At 71.2% G+C, this 26,703-nt stretch carries 20 protein-coding genes and 1 pseudogene; 20 read left to right on the forward strand and 1 reads right to left on the reverse strand.

The features are described 5' to 3' along the window. The first annotated feature begins 373 nt into the window (after nt 1-373). From SCAB_RS26620 to SCAB_RS26685, 14 genes and pseudogenes are all read left to right on the forward strand, one after another. A complete protein-coding gene (locus SCAB_RS26620; RefSeq protein WP_231885132.1) occupies nt 374-1,462 on the forward strand; it encodes a hypothetical protein in 1,089 nt (362 codons plus the stop codon). Continuing rightward, on the forward strand, nt 1,462-3,816 hold the full coding sequence (locus SCAB_RS26625; protein ID WP_037729460.1) for a glycosyltransferase: 2,355 nt from the start codon (nt 1,462-1,464) through the stop codon (nt 3,814-3,816). The genes SCAB_RS26620 and SCAB_RS26625 overlap by 1 nt, the downstream gene beginning before the upstream one ends. After that, nucleotides 3,813-4,994: an acyltransferase family protein gene (locus SCAB_RS26630; RefSeq protein WP_013003181.1), complete on the forward strand. Its 1,182-nt coding sequence runs from the start codon at nt 3,813-3,815 to the stop codon at nt 4,992-4,994. Before SCAB_RS26625 ends, SCAB_RS26630 begins: the two co-directional genes overlap by 4 nt. Before the next feature lie 164 nt (nt 4,995-5,158). After that, nucleotides 5,159-5,965, forward strand: a complete 807-nt coding sequence (locus SCAB_RS26635) for a hypothetical protein (RefSeq protein WP_013003182.1) — start codon at nt 5,159-5,161, stop codon at nt 5,963-5,965. 158 nt (nt 5,966-6,123) lie between these two features. Continuing rightward, a pseudogene (locus SCAB_RS26640) lies at nt 6,124-6,582 on the forward strand (helix-turn-helix domain-containing protein); the annotation flags it as partial. Between the two features lie 330 nt (nt 6,583-6,912). Further along, nucleotides 6,913-8,286, forward strand: a complete 1,374-nt coding sequence (locus SCAB_RS26645) for a serine hydrolase domain-containing protein (protein ID WP_041669687.1) — start codon at nt 6,913-6,915, stop codon at nt 8,284-8,286. A 181-nt stretch (nt 8,287-8,467) separates the two neighbouring features. Beyond that, the gene (locus SCAB_RS26650; RefSeq protein ID WP_013003185.1) at nt 8,468-9,850 is read left to right on the forward strand and encodes a nitrate/nitrite transporter; all 1,383 of its coding nucleotides are present in this window, start codon (nt 8,468-8,470) and stop codon (nt 9,848-9,850) included. A 234-nt stretch (nt 9,851-10,084) separates the two neighbouring features. Beyond that, nucleotides 10,085-11,239 carry a uroporphyrinogen-III synthase gene (locus tag SCAB_RS26655; protein WP_013003186.1) on the forward strand — a complete coding sequence of 385 codons (1,155 nt, stop codon included), beginning with the start codon at nt 10,085-10,087 and terminating at the stop codon, nt 11,237-11,239. A gap of 426 nt (nt 11,240-11,665) precedes the next feature. Beyond that, entirely contained in the window at nt 11,666-12,235 is a 570-nt protein-coding gene (locus SCAB_RS26660) for a CGNR zinc finger domain-containing protein (protein WP_013003187.1), read from the forward strand. 290 nt (nt 12,236-12,525) lie between these two features. Further along, nucleotides 12,526-13,101 carry a sigma-70 family RNA polymerase sigma factor gene (locus SCAB_RS26665; protein WP_013003188.1) on the forward strand — a complete coding sequence of 192 codons (576 nt, stop codon included), beginning with the start codon at nt 12,526-12,528 and terminating at the stop codon, nt 13,099-13,101. A 29-nt stretch (nt 13,102-13,130) separates the two neighbouring features. After that, nucleotides 13,131-13,916, forward strand: coding sequence for an anti-sigma factor family protein (locus SCAB_RS26670; protein ID WP_013003189.1), 786 nt, complete (start codon nt 13,131-13,133; stop codon nt 13,914-13,916). A gap of 104 nt (nt 13,917-14,020) precedes the next feature. Beyond that, the gene (locus SCAB_RS26675) at nt 14,021-16,318 is read left to right on the forward strand and encodes a HelD family protein (protein WP_013003190.1); all 2,298 of its coding nucleotides are present in this window, start codon (nt 14,021-14,023) and stop codon (nt 16,316-16,318) included. A 402-nt stretch (nt 16,319-16,720) separates the two neighbouring features. After that, nucleotides 16,721-18,133 carry an NAD-dependent malic enzyme gene (locus SCAB_RS26680; protein WP_013003191.1) on the forward strand — a complete coding sequence of 471 codons (1,413 nt, stop codon included), beginning with the start codon at nt 16,721-16,723 and terminating at the stop codon, nt 18,131-18,133. Between the two features lie 269 nt (nt 18,134-18,402). Next, on the forward strand, nt 18,403-18,684 hold the full coding sequence (locus tag SCAB_RS26685; RefSeq protein ID WP_005486790.1) for an HU family DNA-binding protein: 282 nt from the start codon (nt 18,403-18,405) through the stop codon (nt 18,682-18,684). Nucleotides 18,685-18,891: 207 nt separating this feature from the next. On the opposite strand, the gene murA is transcribed toward SCAB_RS26685, so the two are convergent. Beyond that, nucleotides 18,892-20,238 (reverse strand): UDP-N-acetylglucosamine 1-carboxyvinyltransferase, encoded by a 1,347-nt coding sequence (gene murA / locus SCAB_RS26690; RefSeq protein WP_013003192.1) that lies wholly within the window; start codon nt 20,236-20,238, stop codon nt 18,892-18,894. A gap of 310 nt (nt 20,239-20,548) precedes the next feature. On the opposite strand from murA, the gene SCAB_RS26695 reads away from it, so the two are divergent. From SCAB_RS26695 to SCAB_RS26720, 6 genes are all read left to right on the forward strand, one after another. Beyond that, the gene (locus tag SCAB_RS26695; RefSeq protein ID WP_013003193.1) at nt 20,549-21,121 is read left to right on the forward strand and encodes a YqgE/AlgH family protein; all 573 of its coding nucleotides are present in this window, start codon (nt 20,549-20,551) and stop codon (nt 21,119-21,121) included. A gap of 28 nt (nt 21,122-21,149) precedes the next feature. Beyond that, nucleotides 21,150-21,431, forward strand: coding sequence for a DUF3039 domain-containing protein (locus SCAB_RS26700; RefSeq protein WP_005486786.1), 282 nt, complete (start codon nt 21,150-21,152; stop codon nt 21,429-21,431). Between the two features lie 248 nt (nt 21,432-21,679). Further along, nucleotides 21,680-22,981 (forward strand): extracellular solute-binding protein, encoded by a 1,302-nt coding sequence (locus tag SCAB_RS26705; RefSeq protein ID WP_013003194.1) that lies wholly within the window; start codon nt 21,680-21,682, stop codon nt 22,979-22,981. A gap of 4 nt (nt 22,982-22,985) precedes the next feature. Continuing rightward, nucleotides 22,986-23,933 carry a carbohydrate ABC transporter permease gene (locus SCAB_RS26710; RefSeq protein WP_037729467.1) on the forward strand — a complete coding sequence of 316 codons (948 nt, stop codon included), beginning with the start codon at nt 22,986-22,988 and terminating at the stop codon, nt 23,931-23,933. After that, nucleotides 23,930-24,772, forward strand: coding sequence for a carbohydrate ABC transporter permease (locus SCAB_RS26715; RefSeq protein ID WP_013003196.1), 843 nt, complete (start codon nt 23,930-23,932; stop codon nt 24,770-24,772). The genes SCAB_RS26710 and SCAB_RS26715 overlap by 4 nt, the downstream gene beginning before the upstream one ends. A gap of 19 nt (nt 24,773-24,791) precedes the next feature. Continuing rightward, nucleotides 24,792-26,432 (forward strand): beta-N-acetylhexosaminidase, encoded by a 1,641-nt coding sequence (locus SCAB_RS26720; RefSeq protein ID WP_037729675.1) that lies wholly within the window; start codon nt 24,792-24,794, stop codon nt 26,430-26,432. Nucleotides 26,433-26,703 lie beyond the last annotated feature (271 nt).

The following is a 26,703-nucleotide window of genomic DNA, read 5'->3' on the forward strand; positions in this document are numbered from 1 at the left end:
TCGGACGGATCGTCGAAAGGGGCAGTCGAATCGCTTCGACGAATGACGTCGAAGCGCTTCGACGGACGGTAGAGGCGTGACGGTGACGCGTCAATGGGGCGGGTCGACGGGGAGCGGTCGGGCCGTGTGCGGGGCGGCGGAATTATGAGGGTCAGACCTTGCGGACGGGGGGATTTCGCCCACAGATGCACTCATCATGATGACCTTCGCCTGACGGCACACACATACACATCTTTCCCGCCCATACATTCGTTGGCCAGGGTGCGTGTGATGGGTGGGGCGCCCCGGAGCGGGTGGGGGCCCGGTCCGGTACAGGAAGTGCGACAGCCCGGCATCGAACACGCGCCCGGAACGATCCCGTGGGGGGAAGTGCGTGCACGTCGACAACTGGCCCAACGGCATTCAGCCGAAGCGGACCGAGGGCGAAACCGAAGGCCCCGGTCCCGGCCGTGGAGGTAATGGCTCCGGCGAGGTGGTCTGGCCCGAGGCCGCCGACAGAACGGGCGCCGTGTCCCGGACGGAACGGGACCACGGAGGCGGAGTCTCCGGACGGACGGGGACCTCCGGGTCCGCCGGCCTCGGAGTGCTCCGGCAGCCGGCCGCCCCCGGGGCCGTGCCGGGTGTCGACCCGGCCCCCTGGGAGCAGCCCGGCCGGCCGGGCCGCAATCACGATCCGCACGAGGTGACCGTGCAACTCGACGGCGTGGGGCGCGAAGTGGACGAGGGCCAGGGCAGGCACGCCGGCCGGGCCGCGGACGCGGCGGGCGCCGGCCAGGACTCCGACGGCCCCGTCTTCGTGGACGAGTCGGGCCGCCGCAGGAACCTCTACCGGCGGCTGGGCATCGCCGTCGGCACCGCGTGCGCGGCGTACGCCGTGGTCATCGTCGGCACCCTGGTGTCGGGCAACTCGGACGCGCCCTGGCTGCCGGTGCCGATGCAGAAGGACGACAAGCCGGCGGGCAAGGTGGACACACCCCCGCTGCCGGCCGAGTCGGACGACCGGTCCGACGAGGCCGAGGGCTTCGTACCGGACGCGGGTCCGGGCGGCGGCCGTACGGGAGCGACGTCCTCGCCCGGCGCCAAGTCCCCGGCCGGTGCGTCCGGCAAGGCCAAGCAGCCGGCGACGTCCGGCAGTGCCGAGCCGTCGGCCGGGCCCAGCCCCAAGGCGACACCGAAGCCCCAGCCGAAGCCGAGCGGCGGCGCCAAGGACCCCGAGCCGTCCGCCCCCGCGCCCGAGCCGCCGAAGGTCGACCCCAGCCCCGCGGAGCCGCCCCCGGCCTCGCCCACGCCCTCCGAGACCGGCACGCCCGACCCGGGCCCGGGCTCCGGCACGGACACCGTCGCCGACGGTCCGGCGTCCCCGGCGCCCGTCGAGCCCGCCCCGTCGGCACCGCAGGACTCGCAGAGCCCGCAGGAGCCGGCGAGTCCGCAGGACCCGCAGAACCCGGAGAGCCCCGCCTGATGACCCGCTCCCAGCGCGGCGGCACGCCTTCGCGTGCCGCCGCCCAAGGCCGTACCCGCGCACCGCGGGCACGAGCACCGCAGGCCCCCGAGAGCGGGGCGGCCGACGCCCCGGCCGGCGACAACCCCGACAGCCCGAGCCCCGGCCCGAGTTCCGGCAGGAGCCCGCGCAAGCGGGGGCGCAAGCGTTCCGGGCGTCGCGTGCCGCTGCGCTATCTGCTGCCCTGTGTCCTGCTCCTCGCCCTGATGGCCATGCTGATGCTGCGCGGGTACGTGCACAGCGAGATCCTCGCGGACCACCGGGTCGGGCCGCCCGTGGCGAACGACCGGGTCCCGAAGGAGATACTCGGGGGCGGGCCCGTGATCGACACCCGTTCGGGCCGCGGGACCAGCCTCGACATCCCGGATCACGAGCTGGTCCTGACCTTCGACGACGGACCCGACCCCACGTGGACCCCCAAGGTCCTCGACATGCTGAGGAAGCACGACGCCAAGGCCGTCTTCTTCATCACCGGCACGATGGCCTCGCGCTACCCCGACCTGGTGCGGCGGATGGTCGACGAGGGCCACGAGATCGGGCTGCACACCTTCAACCACCCCGACCTCTCGCTCCAGAGCAAGGACCGCATCGACTGGGAGCTGTCCCAGAACCAGCTCGCGCTCGCGGGCGCCGCGGGCATCCGCACCTCGCTGTTCCGGCCGCCGTACTCCTCGTTCTCGGACCAGATGGACAACCGGACCTGGCCGGTCACCGAGTACATCGGCAGCCGCGGCTACATCACCGTCGTCAGCGACACCGACAGCCAGGACTGGGCCCGGCCCGGCGTCGACGAGATCATCCGCCGGGCCACGCCCGAGCGCCCCGGTGACGGGCACATCGTGCTGATGCACGACGCCGGCGGCGACCGTTCGCAGACCGTCGCCGCGCTGGACCGCTACATCGGCGGACTCCAGGCCGAGGGCTACACGTTCGACACCCTCACCGGCGCGCTGGACGCCCCCAGCGCGCACACCCCGGTCACCGGCCTCGGCCTGGTGAAGGGCAAGGTCTGGGTGACGCTGGTGCAGGTCTCGGAGCGGACGACCGGCGTCCTCGTGGTCGCCCTCGCGGTCGTCGGCGTCCTGGTCCTCGCCCGCTTCGGCCTGATGCTGATCCTGTCGGTCGCGCACGCCCGCAAGGTCAGGCGCCGCGGCTTCCGCTGGGGTCCGGACGGACCCGTGACCGAGCCGGTGTCGGTGCTCGTCCCGGCGTACAACGAGGCCAAGTGCATCGAGAAGACGGTCCGTTCGCTGGTGGCGAGCGACCACCCCATCGAGGTGCTGGTCATCGACGACGGCTCCAGCGACGGCACGGCCGGCATCGTCGAGGAACTGGGCAAGGACCTGCCGGGCGTCCGTGTCGTGCGGCAGCTCAACGCGGGCAAGCCGGCCGCCCTCAACCGGGGTATCGCCAACGCCCGGCACGAGATCATCGTGATGATGGACGGCGACACGGTCTTCGAGCAGTCCACCGTCCGTGAGCTGGTCCAGCCGTTCGCCGACCCGAGGGTCGGCGCGGTCGCGGGCAACGCCAAGGTCGGCAACCGCGACACCATGATCGGCGCCTGGCAGCACATCGAGTACGTGATGGGCTTCAACCTCGACCGCCGGATGTACGACGTCCTGCGCTGCATGCCGACGATCCCCGGCGCGGTCGGGGCGTTCCGGCGCACGGCCCTCGACCGCGTCGGCGGCATGAGCGAGGACACCCTCGCCGAGGACACCGACATCACCATGGCCATGCACCGCGACGGCTGGCACGTCGTGTACGCCGAGAACGCGCGCGCCTGGACCGAGGCCCCCGAATCCGTCCAGCAGCTGTGGTCGCAGCGCTACCGCTGGTCGTACGGCACGATGCAGGCGATCTGGAAGCACCGCGGCTCCCTCTTCGACCGGGGGCCCTCGGGCCGCTTCGGCCGCGTGGGCCTGCCGTTGGTCTCCCTCTTCATGGTCGTGGCCCCCCTGCTGGCCCCGCTCATCGACGTCTTCCTGCTCTACGGGCTGGTCTTCGGGCCCACGCAGAAGACGATCGGTGCCTGGCTGGGCGTCCTGGCGGTCCAGGTGGTGTGCGCCGCGCTGGCGTTCCGCCTCGACAAGGAGCGCATGACCCATCTGATCTCGCTCCCGCTCCAGCAGATCCTCTACCGCCAGCTCATGTACGTCGTGCTGCTGCAGTCGTGGATCACGGCCCTGACCGGCGGCCGGCTGCGCTGGCAGAAGCTGCGGCGGACCGGGGCCGTGGGGCTGCCGGGCGCGCCGGAACAGGCGGCCGCCGTGCCGCGGCAGCCGTCGGAGGAACGGAGGCCGGTCGGATGAGCACCCTCACCCGGGACTCGGCGCCGCAGACCCCGGCCGCCCCGCCCGCCTCCGGCCGGGACCGTTACTTCGACCTGCTGCGGGCCCTCGCCATCTTCCGCGTGGTCCTCTACCACCTCGCCGGCTGGAGCTGGCTGCCGCTCGTCTTCCCCTCCATGGGCGTGATGTTCGCGCTCGCCGGGAACCTGATGGCGCGCTCGCTGAAGCGCCCCGCCCTGGGGGTCGTCAGGGGCCGGCTCCGCCGACTGCTGCCCCCGGTGTGGCTGTTGGGCGTCGTCGGCGTGACGGGCATGGTGGCCCAGGGCTGGGCGCCCGACCCGTACTGGCATCCCCTGTGGTGGTGGTTCCACCTCGCGTTCTGGATCCTCCCGGTCAGCGAGCCGCCGTACGCCGACGGCCTGCCCGGGGTGCACGGCTTCATCGGCGCCGACTGGGCCGTGGAACTGGCCGGACCCCTCTGGTACGTGCGCACCTACATCTGGTACGTCGTCCTCTCCCCGGTGCTGCTGCGCGCGCTGCGCCGGATGCCGGTGGTGACGGTCCTCGCGCCGCTCGCCCTGGCGGCCCTGCTGGAGCTGGGCTGGCTGGTCGTCCCCGGGGAGCGGCTCGCCTCGGGCTTCACGGACTTCACCACCTTCGGCGCCTGCTGGCTCCTCGGCATGGCCCACCAGGAGGGCATCCTCAGGCGCCTGCCGAGGTACGTGGTGCCGTCCGTGGCCCCGGCACTCGCCCTGGCCGGTCTCTGGTTCGCGTTCGGCGGCGACTACGGCCAGGGCCACGACCTGGACGACATGCCGTTCGCCCAGTCGCTGTGGTCCGTCGCCGCGGTGGCGCTGCTGCTGCACCTGAGCCCGTCGTGGTCGCAGTGGCCGCCGCGGCTGCGCCGCTGGGACGGGGTGATCACCTTCCTCAACTCCCGCGCGGTGACGATCTATCTCTGGCACACCACCTGCATCATGATCGCCTCGACCCAGTGGGACCGGCTGTGGGACGTGGTGTTCCTCGAACAGCACGCCCCCTGGCTGCTGGAGAGCGTCTGGCCCGTGCTGGCGCTGACCTGGCTGCTGGTCGTCGGCTGCGTGGTCGCGTTCGGCTGGGCGGAGGATCTCGCGGCCCGGCGCAGGCCGCGGTTGTGGCCGCGGAGTGGGGATGCCGGGAGGGCCGCGAGCAGGTCCTGACAGGGGCAGCCGGTTACGTGTGCTCAGTCATGTATTGACCCGGTAACCAACCGGGATACGTACTTGCGTGCGACTGAGCGGGTGGTGGATGTTGGGCTCGCTGGAGGCAGGTGTTCCACGCACGTCGTGCCTCGCCGAAGCGACTCAAGGAGTGACACCCGCCGATGACTCAGCCTCCCGGCCCGCCGTACGACGGGTACGGCACGCAGCCGCCCCAGCAGCCGTACCCGGGTCCGTACACGCCCCCGGGCCAGGCCCCCGGCCAGCCGCCGAACCCGTACGCGACGGTTCCGCAGCAGCCGTACGGGGGTGGCGGGCAGCAGCCGTACGGGCCGCCCGGCGCACCGGGGGCACCGAACTACGGTCCGCAGTACGGGGGTTACCCGCCGCCGCCCCCGCCGTCCGGGGGTGGCGGCAAGGTCGCGCTGATCATCGTGGCCGCCGTGGCGGCGCTCGCGGTGATCGGCGGCGGCGTCTTCCTCCTCGCCGGTGACGGGGACGACACCGACACGGCCCGGCCCGGGCGGAGCACGTCGGCGTCGGCGTCCGAGAGCCCGGAGGAGTCGGAGGAGCCCACCGACGAGGCCACGGAGGAGGCCACCGGCACGCCCGACGGCGGTCTGGACGACGGAGGTTCCTCCACCGCGCCGGCCAAGGGCGTCGAGGGCCAGTGGCAGGACGACGAGGCCCGCACCCTGACCATCGGCGCCGAGCAGACGGCCGGCGAGACCAAGGGCCAGCACCCGCTGTCCTACATCGACATGGTCGGCGGCAAGGGCATCATGACCGGCGTCGGCAAGTACCGCGACGACAACAACTTCCGTATCGCCCTCACGCCCATGGCCTCGAAGAACATCAACGACGACGACGTCACCTTCGCCACGGTCCGCCGCTCCGGCGACGACGTGGTCATCACCTGGGAGGCCGGGGGCACGGACACGCTCAGCTATGTGGGCGAGGCGACGGGCTGACCACGGGCAGGACGCGGAGCCCGGCGACGTGGACGCCGTCGGGCACCGCCCCCGCGGATCGCCGGGCGGCGACCCCCGAGGCCGCGCGGGACCGGCGGCAACCCGGGGCCGGGGCGGCGGCGACTGAGGGGAAGGGAGAGGCGGGGGAGCGTCCACACATGAAGAGCGATGCCGAACACATCCACGCGTTCGCGGCCTGGATCGAAGGGGTGATGCGGGCGCACGGATACGACATCGACGGCCCGCGCGGCGGCGGCAGGACCAGGCTCGCCGAGGACGCGGGGGTGCACCGGGCGGCCATCACCCGGCTGCTGCAGCGCCGGAGCATGCCGGACCTGGAGACGATGCGGGGCCTGTCCCGGGCGCTTGGCGTCCCGGTCCGCGACCTCCTGATCCGCTCGGGCAAGCTCACCGAGCAGGACCTGCCCCGGCCGCCGGCGCCGCCCGGAACCACCACGGCCGCCGAAGCCCAGCCGCTCTCCGCCGAGCAGGCGGCGAGGGCGCTCGGTATCCCGGAGCACCTGCGGGCGGCCTTCGTCCGGATCACCGAAGAGCTCAGACACGGCACGGCCCCCGACTCCACTGTCCCGGACGCGGACGCGGACACGGACGCGGATGCGGATGCGGGCACGGACGCGGATGCGGGCACGGACGCGGGCATAGGCACGGCCGCGGACACAGGCACGGACGCGGGCACCGGCCCGGACGGGCCGGGCGGCGGCCCCTGACCTGCTGAGGCGCCCGACCGTCGCCCTTCCCTGTGAGGGCCGTACACGGCTTCTGCCGTGTACGGCCCTTTTTCGCAGCCGGGCCGGAACGTCGTACGGCGTTGCGCACACTGTGCGCAATGCGTACAGTGTTCCTTGTCGCCGCACAGTGTGCGACGGCGGCTCCACCACCCTCGTCCGGCCATCGGCATCACGCCTCCGACACCCGAAGGACCCGCCATGACCCAGCGCCCCGCCCTCGACCTCGCCCACTGGCAGCAGCGCCTCGACACCCTCCGCGCCGCTCACGGAGTACCCGGCGCGACGCTCGCCTTCCTCGCCCACGGCGAGATCCACGAACTGGCGAGCGGTGTGCTCAGCACGGCGACCGGCGTCGAGGCGACGACCGACTCCGTCTTCCAGCTCGGCTCGATCGCGAAGGTCTACACGGCCGCCCTCGTCATGCAGCTGGTGGAGTCCGGCGAACTCGACCTGGACGTCCCGGTGGTGAAGGTGCTGCCGGAGTTCGCGACCGTCGACCCGGCCGCCACCGAGGTCATCACCCCCCGCATGCTGCTCTCCCACACCAGTGGCCTGACGTGCGACTTCCACATCGACACGGGGCGCGGCGACGACGCGATCGCCCGGTACGTCGAGGCCGCGAAGGGCGTGGCGATGGACTGCCCGCCGGGTACGGCGGTGTCGTACAGCGGGATCGGGTACGTCGTGCTCGGCCGGATCGTCGAGGTGCTGACCGGGCTGACCTGGGACCAGGCGCTCAGGGAGCGGGTGTTCGCGCCGCTCGGACTGGCGCACACCATGACCCTGCCGGAGGAGGCGCTGCCGTTCCGCGTCGCCATGGGACACATGGCGGGGGAGGACGGAACACAGACCCCGGCCCCCGCCTGGGACCTGATGCCGCGCGCGGCCGGCCCGGGCGCCAGGGTGCTCGCCACCGCCGGTGACGTGGTCCGGTACGCGAAGGCCCACCTCGACGGCGGCGCCGGCATCCTGCGCCCCGAGACCGTGTCGGCGATGCAGGCACGCGAGACCGACGTGCCCGACAAGTGGACGGTGAGCGCCGACGGCTGGGGGCTCGGCTGGACCCTGTACGACTGGGACGGCGTCCCGGGCCACGGGCACGACGGCGCCGCGACCGGTCAGTACGCCTTCCTCCGCGTCGCGCCGACGAAGGGCGTCGCCGTCGCCCTGCTCACCAACGGCGGCGCCTCCCGCCTCCTCTACGCCGATCTGCTGCGCGAGCTGATGGCGGAGCCGGCCGGCGTCACGATGCCCGCGCCGTTCGCCCCCGCCGCCGAGCCGCCCGCCGTCGACATCACGCCCTGGACCGGTACGTACAAGAGGGAGGGAGTCGTCATCACGATCGGCGAGAGGAACGGCACACCGCACCTCACGTACGCCTTCGTCGACGGGATGGTGGGCTACTCGCCGGACCTGGAGATGGACCTCGTCCCCCTGTCGGAGACGGTGTTCGCCGGTGCGGGCGGCGGCTCCTCGTTCGCGGAGGACTGGATGCCTGTGGTCTTCGCCACGCTGAGCGACGGCACCCGGTGCGCCTACATTGGCATGAGGGCCGCGCCGAAGGTGGCATGACCACCGGGTATGACGCCCCGCTCACCGATTCCTCACCGGCAGGTCCGCGCATCCGTGAGAGCGAAGTTCCCTTCCGGTCACCCGGTGCCACAGAACAGGAAACGCGCTCTCCCTACCTTCGGGACTCATCACCCCTCATCCCCGCATCGCAACACCTGAGCCCGGAGAACGTGGAGGCGTCATGACAGCCCCGAGCACTGCCCCCGCATCGAGCAGGGGAGGCCGCTGGATCCAGCACTGGGATCCCGAGAACGAGGCCTTCTGGAACGAGACCGGCGAGAAGGTCGCCCGTCGCAACCTGATCTTCTCGGTGCTGTCGGAGCACATCGGCTTCTCCGTCTGGACCGTGTGGTCGGTGATGGTGCTGTTCATGGGCCCGGAGTACGGGCTCACCCCGGCCGACAAGTTCTTCATCGTCTCGATGGCCACGCTGGTCGGCGCGATCGTCCGCATCCCGTACACCTTCGCGGTGGCCCTCTTCGGCGGCCGCAACTGGACGGTCGTCTCCGCGAGCCTGCTGCTCATCCCGACGGTGGCGGCCTTCCTCGTGATGGAGCCGGGGACCTCGTTCAACACGTTCCTGCTCTGCGCGATGCTGGCCGGTATCGGCGGCGGCAACTTCGCCTCCTCCATGACCAACATCAACGCCTTCTTCCCGCTGCGGAAGAAGGGCTGGGCACTCGGCCTCAACGCGGGCGGCGGCAACATCGGCGTCCCGGTCGTGCAGCTCATCGGTCTCGCCGTCATCGGCGCCTCCGGCGGTCCCCGCGTCCTCCTGGGGATCTACATCCCGCTCATCGTGATCGCCGCCGCCCTGGCCTGGATCAAGATGGACAACATCGCGTCGCTGAAGAACGACACCGGCGCGGCCAAGGACGCCGTCAAGGACGCCCACACCTGGATCATGTCCTTCCTCTACATCGGCACCTTCGGCTCCTTCATCGGCTACAGCTTCGCCTTCGGCCTGGTCCTGCAGACCCAGTTCGGCCGTACGCCCCTGGAGTCCGCGTACGTCACCTTCATCGGCCCCCTGCTCGGCTCGCTGATCCGCCCCGTCGGCGGCGCGCTCGCCGACAAGTACGGCGGCGCCAAGATCACCCTGTGGAACTACGTCGCCATGGCCGGCGCCACCGGGATCATCGTCATCGCCTCCATGCAGAAGTCGCTCCCGCTGTTCACCGGCGCCTTCATCGTGCTCTTCGTCCTCAGCGGCCTCGGCAACGGCTCCACCTTCAAGATGATCCCGGGCATCTTCCAGGCCAAGGCCCTCGCCAAGGGGCTGGACGGCGAGGAGGCCGCGGCCTACGGACGCCGCCTCTCCGGTGCCTCCATGGGCATCATCGGCGCGGTGGGCGCGCTCGGCGGCCTCGGCATCAACCTGGCCTTCCGCCAGTCCTTCCTCACCGTCGGCTCCGGCACCGGAGCCTTCGTCTCCTTCCTCGCCTTCTACGGCCTCTGCTTCGCGGTGACCTGGGCCGTATACCTTCGCCGCCCGGCCTCGAACGTCTCTGCGGCGACGACCGCCACGGAAGCGAAGCCGCAGCTCAGCTATGCCGAGGTGTGACATCACCCATGGCCTGACACGTGTGACGTAACACCAGCGACATCAACCCGAACCGAGCCTGTCACGCACCGTTGACAGGCTCGTTCGGCATGCGGGTGCGTCGATCGGCGCACCCGCACGCAACAGAGCTTCGACTGAGTGCAACGACTCGACTGCGGGACGAGAGCCATGTTTGACGAACAGCAGCGACCCGAGCGATCAGATCGAGCCGATCGACCAGACAGGACGGTTCTGATGGATCGGATGGATCGGACAGCGCCGACGGACCACGGGCCGCTCGCGGGCTTCACCGTGGGCGTCACGGCCGCCCGCCGGGCCGACGAGCTGGGAGCACTGCTCCAGCGCCGCGGAGCCGCGGTCCTGCACGCCCCCGCCCTGCGCATCGTGCCGCTCGCCGACGACAGCGAACTGCTCGCCGCGACCAAGGACCTGCTCGACCAGGCCCCCGACATCGTGGTGGCGACCACGGCGATCGGCTTCCGCGGCTGGATCGAGGCGGCGGACGGCTGGGGCCTCGGGGAGGCGCTCCTCGACCGGCTGCGGGGCGTCGAACTCCTCGCGCGCGGACCGAAGGTGAAGGGTGCCATCCGCGCCGCCGGACTCACCGAGGAGTGGTCCCCCTCCTCCGAATCCATGGCCGAGGTGCTCGACCGGCTGCTGGAGCAGGGCGTCGAGGGCCGTCGTCTCGCCATCCAGCTCCACGGCGAACCCCTCCCCGGCTTCGTGGAGTCCCTGCGGGCCGCCGGAGCGGAGGTCGTGGGTGTCCCCGTGTACCGCTGGATGCCCCCCGAGGACATCACCCCCATGGACCGCCTCCTCGACGCGGCGATCGGCCGCGGCCTCGACGCCCTCACCTTCACCAGCGCCCCGGCGGCGGCCTCCCTGCTCTCCCGCGCCGAGGACCGGGGCCTGCTCCCGGAGCTGCTCAACGCCCTCGGCCACGACGTCCTCCCCGCCTGCGTGGGCCCGGTGACGGCACTGCCCCTCCAGGCCCACGGCGTGGACACGGTCCAGCCCGAGCGGTTCCGCCTCGGCCCCCTGGTCCAGCTCCTGTGCCAGGAACTCCCCGGCCGCGCCCGCACGTTGCCCATCGCCGGCCACCGGGTGGAGATCCGGGGCCACGCGGTCCTCGTCGACGGCGACCTCCGCCCCGTCCCTCCGGCGGGCATGTCCCTGCTGCGCGCGCTCTGCCGCCGTCCGGGCTGGGTCGTCCCCCGCTCGGACCTCCTCAAGGCCCTCCCCGGCGCCGGCCGCGACGAACACGCCGTGGAAACGGCCATGGCCCGCCTCCGCACATCCCTGGGCACCCCCAAACTCATCCAGACAGTGGTCAAACGCGGCTACCGCCTGGCCCTGGACCCAACGGCGGACACGAAGTACGACACGTAAAGGACCAGGGGCGCAGCCCCTGCCTTTTCAGGGGCGCGGGGAACGGCGCGACCAGCCCCCACCGGACCCGCAGGTCGGGGGGGGCCGTAGGGGCGCAGCCCCTGGTCTTTCAGGGGCGCGGGGAACGGCGCGACCAGCCCCCACCGGACCCGCAGGTCGGGGGGCCGTAGGGGCGCAGCCCCTGGTCTTTCAGGGGCGCGAGGAACTGCGCGAGAAGCCCCACCGGACCCGCGGGTTGGGGGTCGAAGGGGCGCAGCCCCTGGGAAGGGACGGGCAAGGGCGGCGGGGGCGAACCGAACCGGCCGCACACCGAAGGGTTCCCGCCCGGCGTGCGCCCAGGCACTGTAAGGGGTACGTACCTCCCGAGCGCAGCGCGCAGCGCATCGCACCCCTGCCGGCCGGCAACCCCACGGCGGTGACAAGCCCATGGCACCAGACCCCCGCTTCGACTGCGGCCACCTCTGCCTGGACCTCCTCGCCACCACCCACCCCGAGGAACAACTCGACACCCCGGACGCCCTGCGCACCTGGATCACCGCCGCCCGCCTGGTCCCCGAGGGCACCCACCTCGCCCCCGTCACCCCGCACTGGCTGGTCGACTTCCGGGAACTACGCGGACACGTCGGGCAGTTGGTCCACGCCGGCCCGGACCGGGACCCCGCCGACCTCTCCCTGGCCCGGGTCAACGACCTGGCGTGCGCCCCCACTCCGGCCCCCCGGGCCGTCCGCACGGACGACGGCACCCTCACCCGCACCCTGCACCACACACCCGACCGCGCGTCCCTGCTCGCCCTGATCGCCCGCGACACCGTGGAGCTGCTCACCGACCCGGCGGCCCGCGCCGCCCTGCGCCGCTGTGCGGGCGACAACTGCCCCATCGTGTACGTCGACACCTCCCGAGGCCGTCGCCGCCGTTGGTGCTCCAGCGAGATCTGCGGCAATCGCGAGCGCGTGGCCCGGCACCGCCGCCGAGCCGCCGCCCTGGCCCGCGTGTAGCCGGGACGCGGAAGCCCACCCCCGTTACCCACCCCGACAGTTGGGCAAACCCCTGCTGGCCGTAAAGAAGCAGCAGTGCTGTTTTTCACATCGCGACGCGGGAGTCTTCACAATTCCCGTCCATGCGTGCCGGTTTAAGCAGGGATATGGGACCACTTGTCCCCCAGCTGCCCCACCCGCACCGCGTTTAATCGAGAAAGTTGTGGCTCAACTCTGAACACACAACTGGTTACCTACGTATCCCGATGTGAGCGACCGACTGGGGGAACCCCCGGACACCGGAGGTAGCCGTGCGCAAGGATTCCGCTGTGGCCGATGAACGCCCGCACAGGGCACGACATCGCGCATCGCAGCCCTCAGAGCCTGATGAGGAGCTGATGCGCGCGCTGTACCGCGAGCACGCTGGACCCTTGCTCGCGTACGTGCTGCGTCTGGTCGCGGGCGACCGCCAGCGTGCCGAGGACGTTGTGCAGGAAACTCTCATCCGGGCCTGGAAGAACGCCGGTCAGCTCAATCGAGCGACCGGATCGGTACGCCCCTGGCTGGTGACGGTCGCACGTCGCATCGTCATCGACGGCCACCGCAGCCGGCAGGCCCGGCCGCAGGAGGTCGACCCGTCGCCGCTGGAGGTCATCCCCGCGGAGGACGAGATCGACAAGGCGTTGTGGCTGATGACACTGTCGGACGCGCTGGACGACCTGACCCCTGCTCACAGGGAAGTCCTGGTCGAGACCTATTTCAAAGGGCGTACGGTCAATGAGGCGGCCGAGACGCTTGGCATCCCCAGTGGCACCGTCCGCTCCCGGGTGTTCTACGCCCTGCGGTCGATGAAGCTGGCTCTAGAGGAGCGCGGGGTGACGGCATGAGCAACATCTACGGGGGGTATGGACCGGGAATGCCCGGATCTGTGCAAGGAGCCCAGGGGTCCGGCGACAACATCCACGAGACCGTCGGCGCGTACGCCCTCGGGATACTGGACGACGCCGAGGCCACACAGTTCGAAATCCACCTCGCCACGTGCGAGTGGTGCGGCCAGCAGCTCGACGAGCTGGCCGGTATGGAACCGATGCTGGCCGCGCTCGCGGACCTCCCCGCCGCTCAGGGGACACCCGCGATCGGTGAGTCCCTGTCCGCGAAACCGACCACCGGACTCGCGGACCGCCTGGTCGGCGAGGTCGTCCAGCACCGCGCGAAGAAGAGCCGGCGCAACTTCTTCATGCTCGCGGCGGGCGTCGCCCTGATCGTCGGCGGCCCCACGGCCGTGTTCGCGACGACGGGCGGCGGGGACTCGGAGACGCCTCCGGTCGCCAGCCAGCCCGCCCACGACGCCTTCGTCAAGATGGCCGACAAGGACAAGGTCTCCGGCACCGACGCGGCCACCCAGGTCAGCGCCACGGTCGCCATGGAGTCCAAGGCATGGGGCACGCACGCGGTCCTGGAGCTGAAGAACGTCAAGGGTCCGGAGAAGTGCTCGCTCATCGCCGTCGGCAAGAACGGCGAGCGCGAGACGGTCACCTCCTGGTCCGTCCCGAAGTGGGGCTACGGCATCAAGAACGCCACGACCGAGCAGGCGAAGAACCCGCTCTACGTCCACGGCGGCGCCGCCTTCACACCGGACCAGATCGACCACTTCGAGGTTCTGACCTTCAGCGGGAAGAAGCTCGTCTCGGTCAAGGCATGACACGTCGGAACACGTGGTGAGAGGACCCCGGTCGGGCACATAGCCTGACGGGGTCCTTTTCGCGTACGGTAGACGGCTGCCCAGCACGTCAGAAGGGGGCCCGGGTGGCCGCTCAGGTTCAGCAGGAAACGCTCGACTCCGCTCACGACTCGGTGCGTGAGAAGGAGATCGGCGTCGAACAGGAACATCTGGACCGGGTGTACCGGCGCCTCGAGGAGAAGATCCACGAGGCCGAGTTCCTGATGAACGACGCGGCCCAGCGCGGCCAGGTCGGCACCCCCGGCGCACTCGCCGAGCGGGACGCCCAGGTCTTCCGCGCCGGCATCCATCTGAACCGGCTGAACAACGAGTTCGAGGACTTCCTGTTCGGCCGTATCGACCTGCTGCTCGGCAAGGACGGCAAGAAGGGCCCCGACGGCGCGTACACCGCCGTCGAGCCGGCCGAGGGCGCCGTCCGCCCCGACAACACCGCCGACATCGCCGAGACCCTCCACATCGGCCGTATCGGCGTCCTGGACTCGGAGTACGCGCCGCTGGTCATCGACTGGCGCGCCCCGGCCGCCGCCCCCTTCTACCGCTCGACCCCGGTCGACCCCGGCCGGGTCGTCCGCCGCCGGGTCATCCGCTCCAAGGGCCGCAAGGTGCTCGGCGTCGAGGACGACCTGATGCGCCCCGAGCTGAAGGCATCCCTCGACGGCGGTGAACTGGCCGTCATCGGCGACGGCGCGCTGATGGCCGCCCTCGGGCAGGCCCGCAGCCACACCATGCGCGACATCGTCGCCTCCATCCAGGCCGAACAGGACCTGGTGATCCGCGCCCCCGCCGCCTCCGTGACCTACGTCGAGGGCGGCCCCGGCACCGGCAAGACCGCCGTCGCCCTGCACCGCGCGGCGTACCTCCTCTACCAGGACCGGCGCCGGTACGCGGGCGGCATCCTGATCGTCTCCCCGACCCCGCTGCTGGTCGCCTACACCGAGGGCGTGCTGCCGTCCCTCGGCGAGGAGGGGCAGGTCGCCATCCGGGCGATCGGCTCCCTGGTCGACGGTGCGGAGGCCACGCTGTACGACTCCCCGGCCGTGGCCCGGGCCAAGGGCTCGTACCGCATGCTCAAGGTGCTGCGGAAGGCCGCCCGGGGCGCCCTGGAGTCGGGCGACGCGCCCACCCGCCTCCGGGTCGTCGCCTTCGGCCGGCGCGTCGAGCTGGAGGCCCCCGACCTGGACCGCATCCGCCACAACGCGCTCGGCGGCACGGCCCCCGTCAACCTGCTGCGCCCCCGCGCCCGCAAGCTCCTCCTCGACGCCCTGTGGTCCCGGTCGGGCGCCGCGGGCCGGCACAGCGACCCGGAGCTGGCCGCCGAGCTGCGCTCCTCCTTCGACGAGGACATCACGAGCGAGGACGACTTCATCGCCTTCCTCGACGCCTGGTGGCCCGAACTGACCCCGCGCGGTGTGCTGGAGGCCATGTCCGACGAGCGCCGCCTCGGCCGCTGGGCCCGGCGCATCCTCAACCCCGGCGAGGTCCGCCGGGTCGCCCGCTCCCTGAAGCGCGAGGGCCTGTCGGTCCACGACGTCGCCGTGCTGGACGAACTCCAGGCCGTGCTCGGCGCGCCGGCCCGCCCGCGGAAGAAGCGCGACCACGACCCCCTGGACCAGCTCACGGGGCTGGAGGAGCTGATGCCGGTCCGCGAGGAGACCCAGCGGGAGCGGGCCGAGCGGCTGGCGCAGGAGCGCACCGAGTACGCGCACGTCATCGTCGACGAGGCCCAGGACCTCACCCCGATGCAGTGGCGGATGGTCGGCCGCCGGGGCCGTCACGCCACCTGGACGGTCGTCGGGGACCCGGCCCAGTCCTCCTGGTCCGACCCGGACGAGGCGGCCGAGGCCCGCGACGAGGCGCTGGGCAGCCGCCCGCGCCGCCGCTTCACCCTCACCGTCAACTACCGCAACCCGGCCGAGATCGCCGAACTGGCGGCCAAGGTCCTGGCACTGGCCATGCCGGGCTCCGAGTCCCCCTCGGCGGTCCGCTCCACCGGCGTCGAGCCGCGCTTCGTCACCGCCGTCCGGGAGCCCCTGGCCCGCACGGTCCGCGCGGAGGCGGCGCGTCTGCTGGACCTCGTCGACGGCACGGTCGGCGTCGTCGTCGCCATGAACCGCCGGGACGAGGCCGCCCGCTGGCTGGCCGGCCTCGGCGACCGCGTCGTCGCGCTCGGCAGCCTGGAGGCGAAGGGGCTGGAGTACGACGCCACGGTGGTCGTCTCCCCGGCGGAGATCGCGGACGAGTCCCCGGCCGGACTGCGTGTGCTGTACGTCGCACTCACCCGTGCGACGCAGCAGCTGACGGTCGTGTCGGCGGAGCGGGACGACCCCGACGCGAAGGGGGTCCCGGACCTGTTGCGCGACTGAGCGGGTGGTCGGTCGGCCGCGGGCGCGGGGCTGTGCCGACATGCGGCTCCGCCACGCGGGCGCGGCCGGCCACGAACCACCCGCACCCGCCGACGCATCGCCAACTCCCCGAACTCCGAGGCGCCTGTTAGCCTTGTGGATGGCACCGGCTCGATCCAAGCCCCCGGGCCCAACCTTCGTCGCTACGAGCGACCACTTGCCGCGAGGCGAGCATGGCGGGTCGGTGCCACTGAACGTACGAAGAGGTCCACGTCGAATGTGACGTGGACCTCTTCTCGTTGTGAACAAAACGTTCTCAACCCCGGACGGCTAACGCCTACCCGGCGGTAGGTGCGACGATCGGACGGCAAAACGCAGCAAACGCAGTAGCAGAAGTACGCGCGAAAGCAGAGGAAGTCGGCCATGGCAACGGCGCCCAGCGTCTCCTACTCGATGACGGTCCGGCTGGAGGTGCCCGCGAGCGGAACCGCGGTCTCCCAGCTCACCGGAGCCGTCGAGTCCCACGGAGGCTCGGTGACGGGCCTCGACGTGACCGCATCCGGCCACGAGAAGCTCCGTATCGACGTCACCATCGCCGCGACCTCCACCGCGCACGCCGACGAGATCGTCGAGCAGTTGCGCGACATCGAGGGCGTGACGCTCGGCAAGGTCTCCGACCGTACGTTCCTGATGCACCTCGGCGGCAAGATCGAGATGGCGTCGAAGCACCCCATCCGCAACCGTGACGACCTCTCGATGATCTACACCCCCGGCGTGGCCCGCGTCTGCATGGCGATCGCCGAGAACCCCGAGGACGCCCGCCGCCTCACCATCAAGCGCAACTCCGTTGCGGTCGTGACGGACGGCTCCGCCGTGCTCGGCCTCGGCAACATCGGCCCCAAGGCCGCGCTGCCCGTCATGGAGGGCAAGGCGGCCCTCTTCAAGCGGTTCGCCGGCATCGACGCCTGGCCGCTGTGCCTGGACACCCAGGACACCGACGCGATCGTCGAGATCGTCAAGGCCATCGCCCCCGGCTTCGCGGGCATCAACCTGGAGGACATCTCCGCGCCCCGCTGCTTCGAGATCGAGGCCCGGCTGCGCGAGGCCCTCGACATCCCCGTCTTCCACGACGACCAGCACGGCACGGCGATCGTCGTCCTCGCCGCCCTCACCAACGCGCTGCGCGTCGCGGGCAAGGCGATCGGGGACATCCGCGTCGTCATGTCCGGCGCCGGCGCGGCCGGCACGGCCATCCTCAAGCTGCTCATCGCCGCCGGTGTGAAGAACGCCGTCGTGGCCGACATCCACGGTGTCGTGCACTGCGACCGCACCGACCTGGTCGACGCCGCCGCCGACTCACCGCTGCGCTGGATCGCGGACAACACCAACCCCGAGGGCCTCACGGGCACGCTCAAGGAGGCCGTGCGCGACGCCGACGTCTTCATCGGCGTCTCCGCCCCGAACGTCCTCGACGGCGACGACGTGGCCGCCATGGCCGACAACGCGATCGTGTTCGCGCTCGCGAACCCCGACCCCGAGGTCGACCCCGCCGTCGCCCGCCAGACGGCGGCCGTCGTGGCCACCGGCCGCTCGGACTTCCCGAACCAGATCAACAACGTGCTGGTCTTCCCGGGTGTCTTCCGCGGTCTGCTCGACGCCCAGTCCCGCACCGTCAACACCGAGATGATGCTCGCCGCGGCGACCGCGCTCGCGAACGTCGTCACCGAGGACGAGCTGAACCCGAACTACATCATCCCGAGCGTCTTCAACGACAAGGTCGCCGGCGCGGTCGCCGGGGCGGTCCGCGAGGCCGCGAAGGCGGCGGCGTCGGCCTGAGCCCGGCGCTGTGACGGTTGCCACGCCCCGCGTCATCGGCGCGTCGCGGGGCCGCGGGGCTTGCGCCGCCCTTTAGTGTGGCGGCCAAGCTCAGGCCTGCCACGACTCCCAAGGGTGTTCATATGACTCCCAGGGGTGTTCGTGTGACTCCCAGGGGTGCTGGATTGGCTTTCCCGCCGCAGGTGAGTGCAGGATGCGTTTCTGGGCGCGAGGGTCTGACGACGGACCCGGGTCCGCCTCAACGGCAAGAAGAACACGGGAGTAACAACATGAACCGCAGTGAGCTGGTGGCCGCCCTGGCCGACCGCGCCGAGGTGACCCGCAAGGACGCCGACGCCGTGCTGGCCGCGTTCGCCGAGGTCGTCGGCGACATCGTCGCCAAGGGCGACGAGAAGGTCACCATCCCCGGCTTCCTGACTTTCGAGCGCACCCACCGTGCCGCTCGTACCGCTCGTAACCCGCAGACCGGCGACCCGATCCAGATCCCGGCCGGCTACAGCGTGAAGGTCTCCGCGGGCAGCAAGCTCAAGGAAGCGGCCAAGGGCAAGTAGCCTCGCCCTCCGTCCTTCCGGGGATGGTGTGGCGCGCGTGGAACGCCGGATGGGGGCGGCACCTGGTCTTCCAGGTGCCGCCCCCATCGTGCGTGTGCGGCCGCGGGTCCGGCGTGGCCGGCCGCGCCCCGCGGCGGAGCCGCAGATGTCACAGCCCCGCGCCCCTGGAGAAGCGGGGCTGCGCCCCTGCTTCTCCAGGGCGGGGTTCTAGCCCAGCGCCTTGCCCGGCAGCTCGACCTTGGCGCCCAGCTCCATGAGCTTCTCCATGAAGTTCTCGTAGCCACGGTTGATCAGCTCGATGCCGTGGACCCGGGACGTGCCCTGGGCCGCCAGCGCCGCGATGAGGTACGAGAAGCCGCCGCGGAGGTCGGGGATGACCAGGTCGGCGCCCTGCAGCCGGGTGGGGCCGGAGACGACCGCCGAGTGCAGGAAGTTGCGCTGGCCGAAGCGGCAGTTCGAGCCGCCGAGGCACTCGCGGTACAGCTGGATGTGCGCGCCCATCTGGTTCAGCGCGGAGGTGAAGCCGAGGCGGGACTCGTAGACCGTCTCGTGGACGATCGACAGACCCGTGGCCTGCGTCAGGGCCACGACCAGGGGCTGCTGCCAGTCGGTCTGGAAGCCGGGGTGGACGTCCGTCTCCAGCGCGATCGACTTCAGCTGGCCGCCCGGGTGCCAGAAGCGGATGCCCTCGTCGTCGATCTCGAAGGCGCCGCCCACCTTGCGGTAGGTGTTCAGGAACGTCATCATCGAGCGCTGCTGGGCGCCCCGGATGTAGATGTCGCCCTCGGTCGCCAGCGCGGCGGACGCCCAGGAGGCGGCCTCCAGGCGGTCCGGGAGCGCCTTGTGGTTGTAGCCGCCGAGCGAGTCCACACCGGTGATGCGGATCGTGCGGTCGGTGTCCATCGCGATGATGGCGCCCATCTTCTGCAGGACGCAGATCAGGTCCTCGATCTCTGGCTCGATGGCCGCGTTCGCGAGTTCCGTCACGCCCTCCGCGAGGACGGCCGTGAGCAGCACCTGCTCGGTCGCGCCCACCGACGGGTACGGCAGCTGGATCTTCGTACCGCGCAGCCGCCGCGGCGCCTCCAGGTACTGTCCGTCCTCGCGCTTCTCGATCTTCGCGCCGAACTGCCGCAGCACCTCGAAGTGGAAGTCGATCGGCCGGCCGCCGATGTCGCAGCCGCCGAGACCGGGGATGAAGGCGTGGCCGAGCCGGTGCAGCAGCGGGCCGCAGAACAGGATCGGGATGCGCGACGAGCCCGCGTGGGCGTCGATGTCGGCGACGTTCGCGCTCTCCACGTTCGTCGGGTCCATCACCAGCTCGCCCGGCTCGTCACCCGGGCGGACCGTTACGCCATGCAGCTGCAGCAGCCCGCGCACGACCCGGACGTCGCGGATGTCGGGCACGTTGCGCAGCCGGCTCGGACCGCTGCCGAGCAGCGCGGCGACCATGGCCTTGGGTACGAGGTTCTTCGCACCGCGGACACGGATCTCGCCACTGAGCGGGGTGCCGCCGTGTACAAGCAGTACGTCGTCAGAGCCGTTGACGGTCATGGATCTCGCGTTCCGTGGAGTTCGGGCAGAGGCTTTCCGGCGTGGACGGACGGCCGGTGGACCCGTGGTGCGGGACCGGCGCGGCGTGGGCCGGAGAGCTAGCGTAATCGCCGCCCACCCCCCTTCCGTAAGCCCCGGGACTTCTCAGCCACGTCATGGATTCGCCACAACACGAACCGTCCACGACCGGCCACACGGGGTGACCGCCGGGGGCGTGCGCCCCCTGTGCCTCCCCCCGCCGTGAGCTGCGCGCACACCGCTGAGGGCATTGGCTCCCCGCGCGGGGGCAGGATGCGGGATCATGTCTGGCATGACCGAGGTGTCCTCGCTCACAGGGCGGCTGCTCGTGGCCACGCCCGCCCTGGCGGACCCGAACTTCGACCGCGCTGTCGTGCTGCTCCTCGACCACGACGAGAAGGGCTCGCTCGGCGTGGTCCTCAACCGTCCCACCCCGGTCGGCGTCGCCGACATCCTGGAGGACTGGGCGGAACTCGCCGGCGAACCGGGGGTCGTCTTCCAGGGCGGCCCGGTGCAGCTGGACTCGGCGCTGGGGGTCGCGGTGATCCCCGGCGGCGGTTCGGCGGACCGGGCACCGCTGGGCTGGCGGCGGGTGCACGGCGCGATCGGCCTCGTCGACCTGGAGGCCCCGCCGGAGCTGCTCGCCTCCGCGCTCGGCTCGCTGCGCATCTTCGCCGGGTACGCCGGCTGGGGGCCCGGCCAGCTGGAGGACGAGCTGGCGGAGGGGGCCTGGTACGTCGTCGAGTCCGAACCCGGCGACGTCTCCTCGCCCTGTCCGGAAAGGCTCTGGCGGGAGGTCCTGCGCCGCCAGCGCAGCGAACTCGCGATGGTGGCCACCTACCCGGACGACCCTTCGCTCAACTGATGCCCGTGCCCTTCAGTACCCTTGCGTCATGAGCACTCTTGAGCCCGAGCGCGGTACTGGTACGGGGACCCTCGTCGAGCCGACGCCGCAGACGTCGCACGGCGACGGTGACCACGAGCGCTTCGCCCACTACGTCCAGAAGGACAAGATCATGGCGAGCGCCCTCGACGGCACGCCCGTCGTGGCGTTGTGCGGCAAGGTGTGGGTCCCGGGCCGTGACCCGAAGAAGTACCCGGTGTGCCCCATGTGCAAGGAGATCTTCGAGTCCCTCGGCGCGGGCGGCGACGACCAGGGCGACGGCAAGAAGTAACCCGCACGACCGGCTCGGAGGCACCCGTACGGACGGCAGGGGCCGCGCCCCGTGCCGTCCGGGTGCCTCCGGCCTTCGTGGTGCCCCGGGTCCGCCGCTCCCGCGGAGCGTCGCTTTCGGATCACAAGGTGGTACAGACCTCTTGTGGTCATGTTCATGTACTCCATAGCCTCCGGTGTGTTGTGTAGAGCAGAACGCCCGTTGCAGAGAATGCAACACTCCGCTCCCCCCTCCGGAGGAACAGCTTCATGAGGCTCGCCACCCGACTCGTCGTGCCCGTCGCGGCCCTGGCCCTCGCCGGACTGACCGCCTGCGCCCCCCAGACCTCCGACAACTCCTCGTCGGGAGAGGACGAGAAGACCGGCACCCTGCGGGTCTGGCTCTTCCAGGAGGTGAACAACGAGCCGAAGCAGCAGGTCGTCGACAAGGTGGTCACCGCCTTCGAGAAGGCGCACGACGGCGCGAAGGTGAAGGTCGAGTACATCCCCGTCGAGACCCGCGCCCAGCGCATCAAGGCCGCCTTCAACGACCCCAGGAGCGCTCCGGACCTCATCGAGTACGGCAACACCGACACGGCCGGCTATGTGAAGGACGGCGGACTCGCCGACATCACCCGGGAGTTCAACGACTGGTCCGACGCCAAGGCCACCGACCCGACCGCCAGAACCTCCGTGACGGTCGACGGCAAGGTCTACGGGGCACCCTTCTTCGTGGGTGTGCGCGCGCTCTACTACCGCACCGACGTCTTCGAGCGCCTGAACCTGGAGGCACCGAAGTCCCTGGCCGAACTGGCCACCACCGCCAAGCGCATCCGCGCCGCCGAGCCCGGCCTGTACGGGATCGTCGTCGGCGGTGCCTACACCTACGGCGCGATGCCCTTCGTCTGGGCCCACGGCGGCGAGATGGCCGAGGGCAAGGGCGGCTCGTACGCCTCCACGATCGACACCCCGGCCGCCCGCAAGGGCATCGAGGCATACACCTCGCTCTTCGGTGACGACAACTGCCCGGCCGCCAAGTGCGCGGGCATGGGCGGCAACGACACGGTCACCGCGTTCGCGGCCGGCAAGGCGGGCATGGCGATCGGCGGCGACTTCAGCCACGCCGCCATAGAGGCCGGCAAGGTCAAGGGCAAGTACGCGGTCGTACCCCTTCCGGGGGTGAAGCCCGGCTCGGTGGCCCCGGCGTTCGCGGGCGGCAACAACGTCGGCGTCCTGAAGAGCACCACGCACCGCACCCTCGCCGTCGACCTGATGAAGCGGCTGGCGTCCAAGAAGACCCAGGGCGCACTCTTCGACGCGATGGGCTTCCTGCCGACGTACACCGACGCACGGGCCGCGGCGGCCGAGAAGGAGCCGTTCATCGAGCCCTTCGTCAAGACGCTCTCCTCCGGTACGAAGTTCGTGCCCGCCTCCCCGGCCTGGGCGCAGATCGACGCCTCGCTGGTGCTGCCGACGATGTTCCAATACGTCGTCAGCGGCAAGAAGGACGTGGCCGAGGCGTCGACGGACGCGGCGAAGCAGATGAACGACGTGTTCGGCACGGTCGGCTGACCCGATGGCGGTGCACGACACGGTCGACAAGACCGCCGGACGGGTCGCGCTCACCCGAGCCGCGGCCCGTCCGCCCCGCCGGCGTGAAGTGACCCCCTGGCTCTACCTCGCCCCCGCGCTCGTCGTCCTCGGCGCCCTCCTCCTCTACCCCGTCTACCAGCTCGGCCTCATCTCGCTGTTCGAGTACACCCAGGCCCAGGTCAGCGGCGGTGAACCGGCGTCCTTCCGGGGACTGGGGAACTACGAACGCCTGTTCGTGGACGCCGAGTTCTGGCGGGTGCTCCTGTCCACGGTCGTCTTCGCGGCGGCCTGTGTGGTGTCCACGCTCGCCGTGGGGTGCGCGCTCGCCGTCCTGCTGACACGAGTACGGGCCGTGCCGCGCCTGGCGCTGATGCTGGCGGCGCTCGGGGCGTGGGCGACGCCCGCGGTCACCGGCTCCACGGTGTGGCTGCTGCTGTTCGACCCGGACTTCGGCCCGGTCAACCGGGTCCTGGGGCTCGGCGACCACTCCTGGACCTACGGGCGGTACAGCGCCTTCCTCCTCGTCCTGCTCGAAGTGGTGTGGTGTTCCTTCCCGTTCGTGATGGTGACCGTCTACGCCGGCATCCGCTCCGTACCGTCCGAGGTGCTGGAGGCCGCGGCCCTGGACGGCGCCTCGCCATGGCGGATCTGGCGGTCGGTCCTCGCGCCGATGCTCCGGCCGATCCTCGTCGTCGTCACCCTTCAGTCGATCATCTGGGACTTCAAGGTCTTCACCCAGATCTATGTGATGACGGGCGGCGGCGGTATCGCGGGCCAGAACCTCGTCCTGAACGTGTACGCCTACCAGAAGGCTTTCGCGTCCTCCCAGTACGGCCTCGGTTCGGCCATCGGGGTGGTGATGCTGGTGATTCTGCTGGCGGTCACCCTGGTCTATTTGCGACTGCTGCGCCGACAGGGGGAGGAGCTGTGAATTCGAGGGGATTCCCGCGACGGCCCCGGCGGTTCGCCGCCGATGCGTCGGCCCTGGTCATCGCGGCCGTGGTGGCGTTTCCGCTGTACTGGATGGTGCTGAGCGCGGTCAGGCCGACGGGGGAGATCGAGTCGGCCGAACCCCGGCCCTGGACCCTCGCGCCGACCCTCGATTCCTTCCGCCGCGTCTTCGGGCAGCAGGAATTCGGCCGTTACTTCGCCAACAGCCTTGTCGTCGCCTGCACGGTGGTGGTCGTCTCCGCGCTGATCGCGTTTCTCGCGGCGACGGCGGTCACCCGATTCCGTTTCCGGTTCCGGACCACTCTGCTCATCATGTTCCTCGTGGCCCAGATGGTGCCCGTGGAGGCCCTCACCATCCCGCTCTTCTTCCAGCTGCGCGACCTCGGCCAACTCAACACCCTGGGCGCGCTGATCCTGCCCCACATCGCGTTCTCGCTGCCGTTCGCGATCTGGATGCTGCGCGGCTTCGTGCAGGCCGTCCCCGAGTCGCTGGAGGAGGCCGCCCAGCTCGACGGGGCGAGCCGGTCCCGGTTCCTCTGGCAGATCCTCTTCCCGCTCGTCCTCCCGGGGCTGGTGGCCACCAGCGTCTTCTCCTTCATCTCGGCCTGGAACGACTTCCTGTTCGCCAAGTCGTTCATCATCAGCGACACGTCGCGGTCGACGCTGCCGATGGCCCTGCTGGTGTTCTACAAGCCCGAGGACCCGGACTGGGGAGGGGTGATGGCCGCCTCCACGGTGATGACGCTCCCGGTGCTGGTCTTCTTCGTACTCGTACAGCGGCGGCTGGTCTCCGGACTGGGCGGCGCGGTCAAGGACTGACGTGAAACGGACGGACCCGATGACCACCGACCGGACCGGAACCGACCTGATCCCGGCGCCGCTGGCCGTCGAGGGCCCCCTGCGCCGCGGTGTACCGCTCGACGGGAACACCACCCTGTGGGCGGCGCCGGGCACCGAGGACACCGCCCGCTGGCTGCGCTCGACCGTCGGCGCCGCCCTCGGGCTGTCCCTGCCGCCCGGCCCCGAGGACGCCCGCGACGCCGTACGCCTGTGCCTCGACGACGGCCTGGCGCCGGAGGAGTACCGGCTCGGGGCCGCCCCCGACCGGGGCATCGAGATCCGCGGGGGCGGTCCGGCGGGCGTCTTCTGGGGCGCCCAGACCCTGCGCCAGCTGCTCGGTCCCGAGGCGTTCCGGCGCGCCCCCGTGCGCCCCGGGGGCACCTACGGCGTCCCGCACCAGACCGTGCGGGACGCTCCCCGCTTCGCCTGGCGCGGCCTCATGCTCGACGTCGCCCGTCACTTCCTCCCCAAGGACCAGGTCCTGCGCTACGTGGACCTGATGGCCGCGCACAAACTCAACGTCCTCCACCTCCACCTGACGGACGACCAGGGCTGGCGGATCGAGATCGAGCGGTACCCGAGGCTGACGGAGGTCGGCTCCTGGCGGGCGCGCACGAGATTCGGCCACCGCGCGTCACCGCTCTGGGAGGAGAAACCGCACGGCGGCCACTACACGAAGGACGACCTCCGCGAGATCGTCGCCTACGCGGCCGCGCGGCACATCACCGTGGTGCCCGAGATCGACGTCCCCGGACACAGCCAGGCCGCCATCGCCGCGTATCCGGAACTCGGCAACACCGACGTCGTCGACACGGCCGCCCTCACCGTCTGGGACACCTGGGGCATCAGCACGAACGTCCTCGCCCCCACCGACGGCACCCTGCGCTTCTACGAGGGGGTGTTCGAGGAGGTCCTGGAGCTGTTCCCCTCGCCCTTCGTGCACATCGGCGGCGACGAGTGCCCCAAGGACCAGTGGCGCGGTTCGGCCACCGCGCAGGCCCGTGTCCGGGAACTGGGGCTCGCGGACGAGGACGCCCTGCAGTCGTGGTTCGTCCGGCACTTCGACAACTGGCTGACCGCGCGCGGGCGTCGCCTGATCGGATGGGACGAGATCCTCCAGGGCGGCCTCGCGCCGGGGGCGGCCGTGTCGTCCTGGCGGGGCTACGCGGGCGGCATCACGGCGGCCCGCGCCGGCCACGACGTGGTGATGTGCCCCGAGCAGCAGGTGTACCTGGACCACCGTCAGGACGGCGGCCCCGACGAGCCGGTGCCCATCGGCTGGGTGCGCACCCTGGAGGACGTCTTCCGGTTCGAGCCGGTGCCACCGGAGTTGACGCCCGACGAGGCCCGGCACGTGCTCGGCACCCAGGCCAACGTGTGGACCGAGGCGATGGAGGACGCCGCCCGCGTGGACTACCAGACCTTCCCGCGCCTGGCGGCCTTCGCCGAGGTGGCCTGGAGCCGGCTCCCCGCCCCCGCCGAGCGGGACTTCGCCGATTTCGAGCGCCGGATGGCCGCGCACTACCGGCGGCTCGACGCCCTGGGGGTCGGTTATCGGCCGCCTTCGGGCCCGCGCCCGTGGCAGCGGCGGCCCGGCGTGCTCGGACGTCCGATCGAGGGGAAGCCCCCGAACGTGTGAGACGAGCGCGAACCCGGGGGACCGAAAGCGCGTGCCCTGCGACCGTGGCCTCCCGGGGAACAAGAGGCGCAAGGGGAGTGAGGGGCAACACAAGTGGCAATGCACACCTATGGGTGAAGCCGTTCCAAAACGGACCACCTCGCGGGTGAGGTGGGCGAATGCCGCGTGGCGGACCCCGGCGTTCGGGCCTCGCGAGAATGTGCCAGAGTTGCCACGTCCGCCCTGTCAGCACGTACCGTACGGCAACACAGGCGGACCAGGTGGGGCAGCG

The sequence above is a fragment of the Streptomyces scabiei 87.22 genome, from assembly GCF_000091305.1.
Taxonomy (GTDB): domain Bacteria; phylum Actinomycetota; class Actinomycetes; order Streptomycetales; family Streptomycetaceae; genus Streptomyces; species Streptomyces scabiei.

Coding starts and splice junctions, on each gene's coding strand:
- SCAB_RS26625 (WP_037729460.1), top strand. CDS start 1,462: ATGACCCGCTCCCAGCGCGGCGGCACGCCTTCGCGTGCCGCCGCCCAA.
- SCAB_RS26630 (WP_013003181.1), top strand. CDS start 3,813: ATGAGCACCCTCACCCGGGACTCGGCGCCGCAGACCCCGGCCGCCCCG.
- SCAB_RS26635 (WP_013003182.1), top strand. CDS start 5,159: ATGACTCAGCCTCCCGGCCCGCCGTACGACGGGTACGGCACGCAGCCG.
- SCAB_RS26645 (WP_041669687.1), top strand. CDS start 6,913: ATGACCCAGCGCCCCGCCCTCGACCTCGCCCACTGGCAGCAGCGCCTC.
- SCAB_RS26650 (WP_013003185.1), top strand. CDS start 8,468: ATGACAGCCCCGAGCACTGCCCCCGCATCGAGCAGGGGAGGCCGCTGG.
- SCAB_RS26655 (WP_013003186.1), top strand. CDS start 10,085: ATGGATCGGATGGATCGGACAGCGCCGACGGACCACGGGCCGCTCGCG.
- SCAB_RS26660 (WP_013003187.1), top strand. CDS start 11,666: ATGGCACCAGACCCCCGCTTCGACTGCGGCCACCTCTGCCTGGACCTC.
- SCAB_RS26670 (WP_013003189.1), top strand. CDS start 13,131: ATGCCCGGATCTGTGCAAGGAGCCCAGGGGTCCGGCGACAACATCCAC.
- SCAB_RS26680 (WP_013003191.1), top strand. CDS start 16,721: ATGGCAACGGCGCCCAGCGTCTCCTACTCGATGACGGTCCGGCTGGAG.
- SCAB_RS26685 (WP_005486790.1), top strand. CDS start 18,403: ATGAACCGCAGTGAGCTGGTGGCCGCCCTGGCCGACCGCGCCGAGGTG.
- murA (WP_013003192.1), bottom strand. CDS start 20,238: ATGACCGTCAACGGCTCTGACGACGTACTGCTTGTACACGGCGGCACC.
- SCAB_RS26695 (WP_013003193.1), top strand. CDS start 20,549: ATGACCGAGGTGTCCTCGCTCACAGGGCGGCTGCTCGTGGCCACGCCC.
- SCAB_RS26700 (WP_005486786.1), top strand. CDS start 21,150: ATGAGCACTCTTGAGCCCGAGCGCGGTACTGGTACGGGGACCCTCGTC.
- SCAB_RS26705 (WP_013003194.1), top strand. CDS start 21,680: ATGAGGCTCGCCACCCGACTCGTCGTGCCCGTCGCGGCCCTGGCCCTC.
- SCAB_RS26710 (WP_037729467.1), top strand. CDS start 22,986: ATGGCGGTGCACGACACGGTCGACAAGACCGCCGGACGGGTCGCGCTC.
- SCAB_RS26720 (WP_037729675.1), top strand. CDS start 24,792: ATGACCACCGACCGGACCGGAACCGACCTGATCCCGGCGCCGCTGGCC.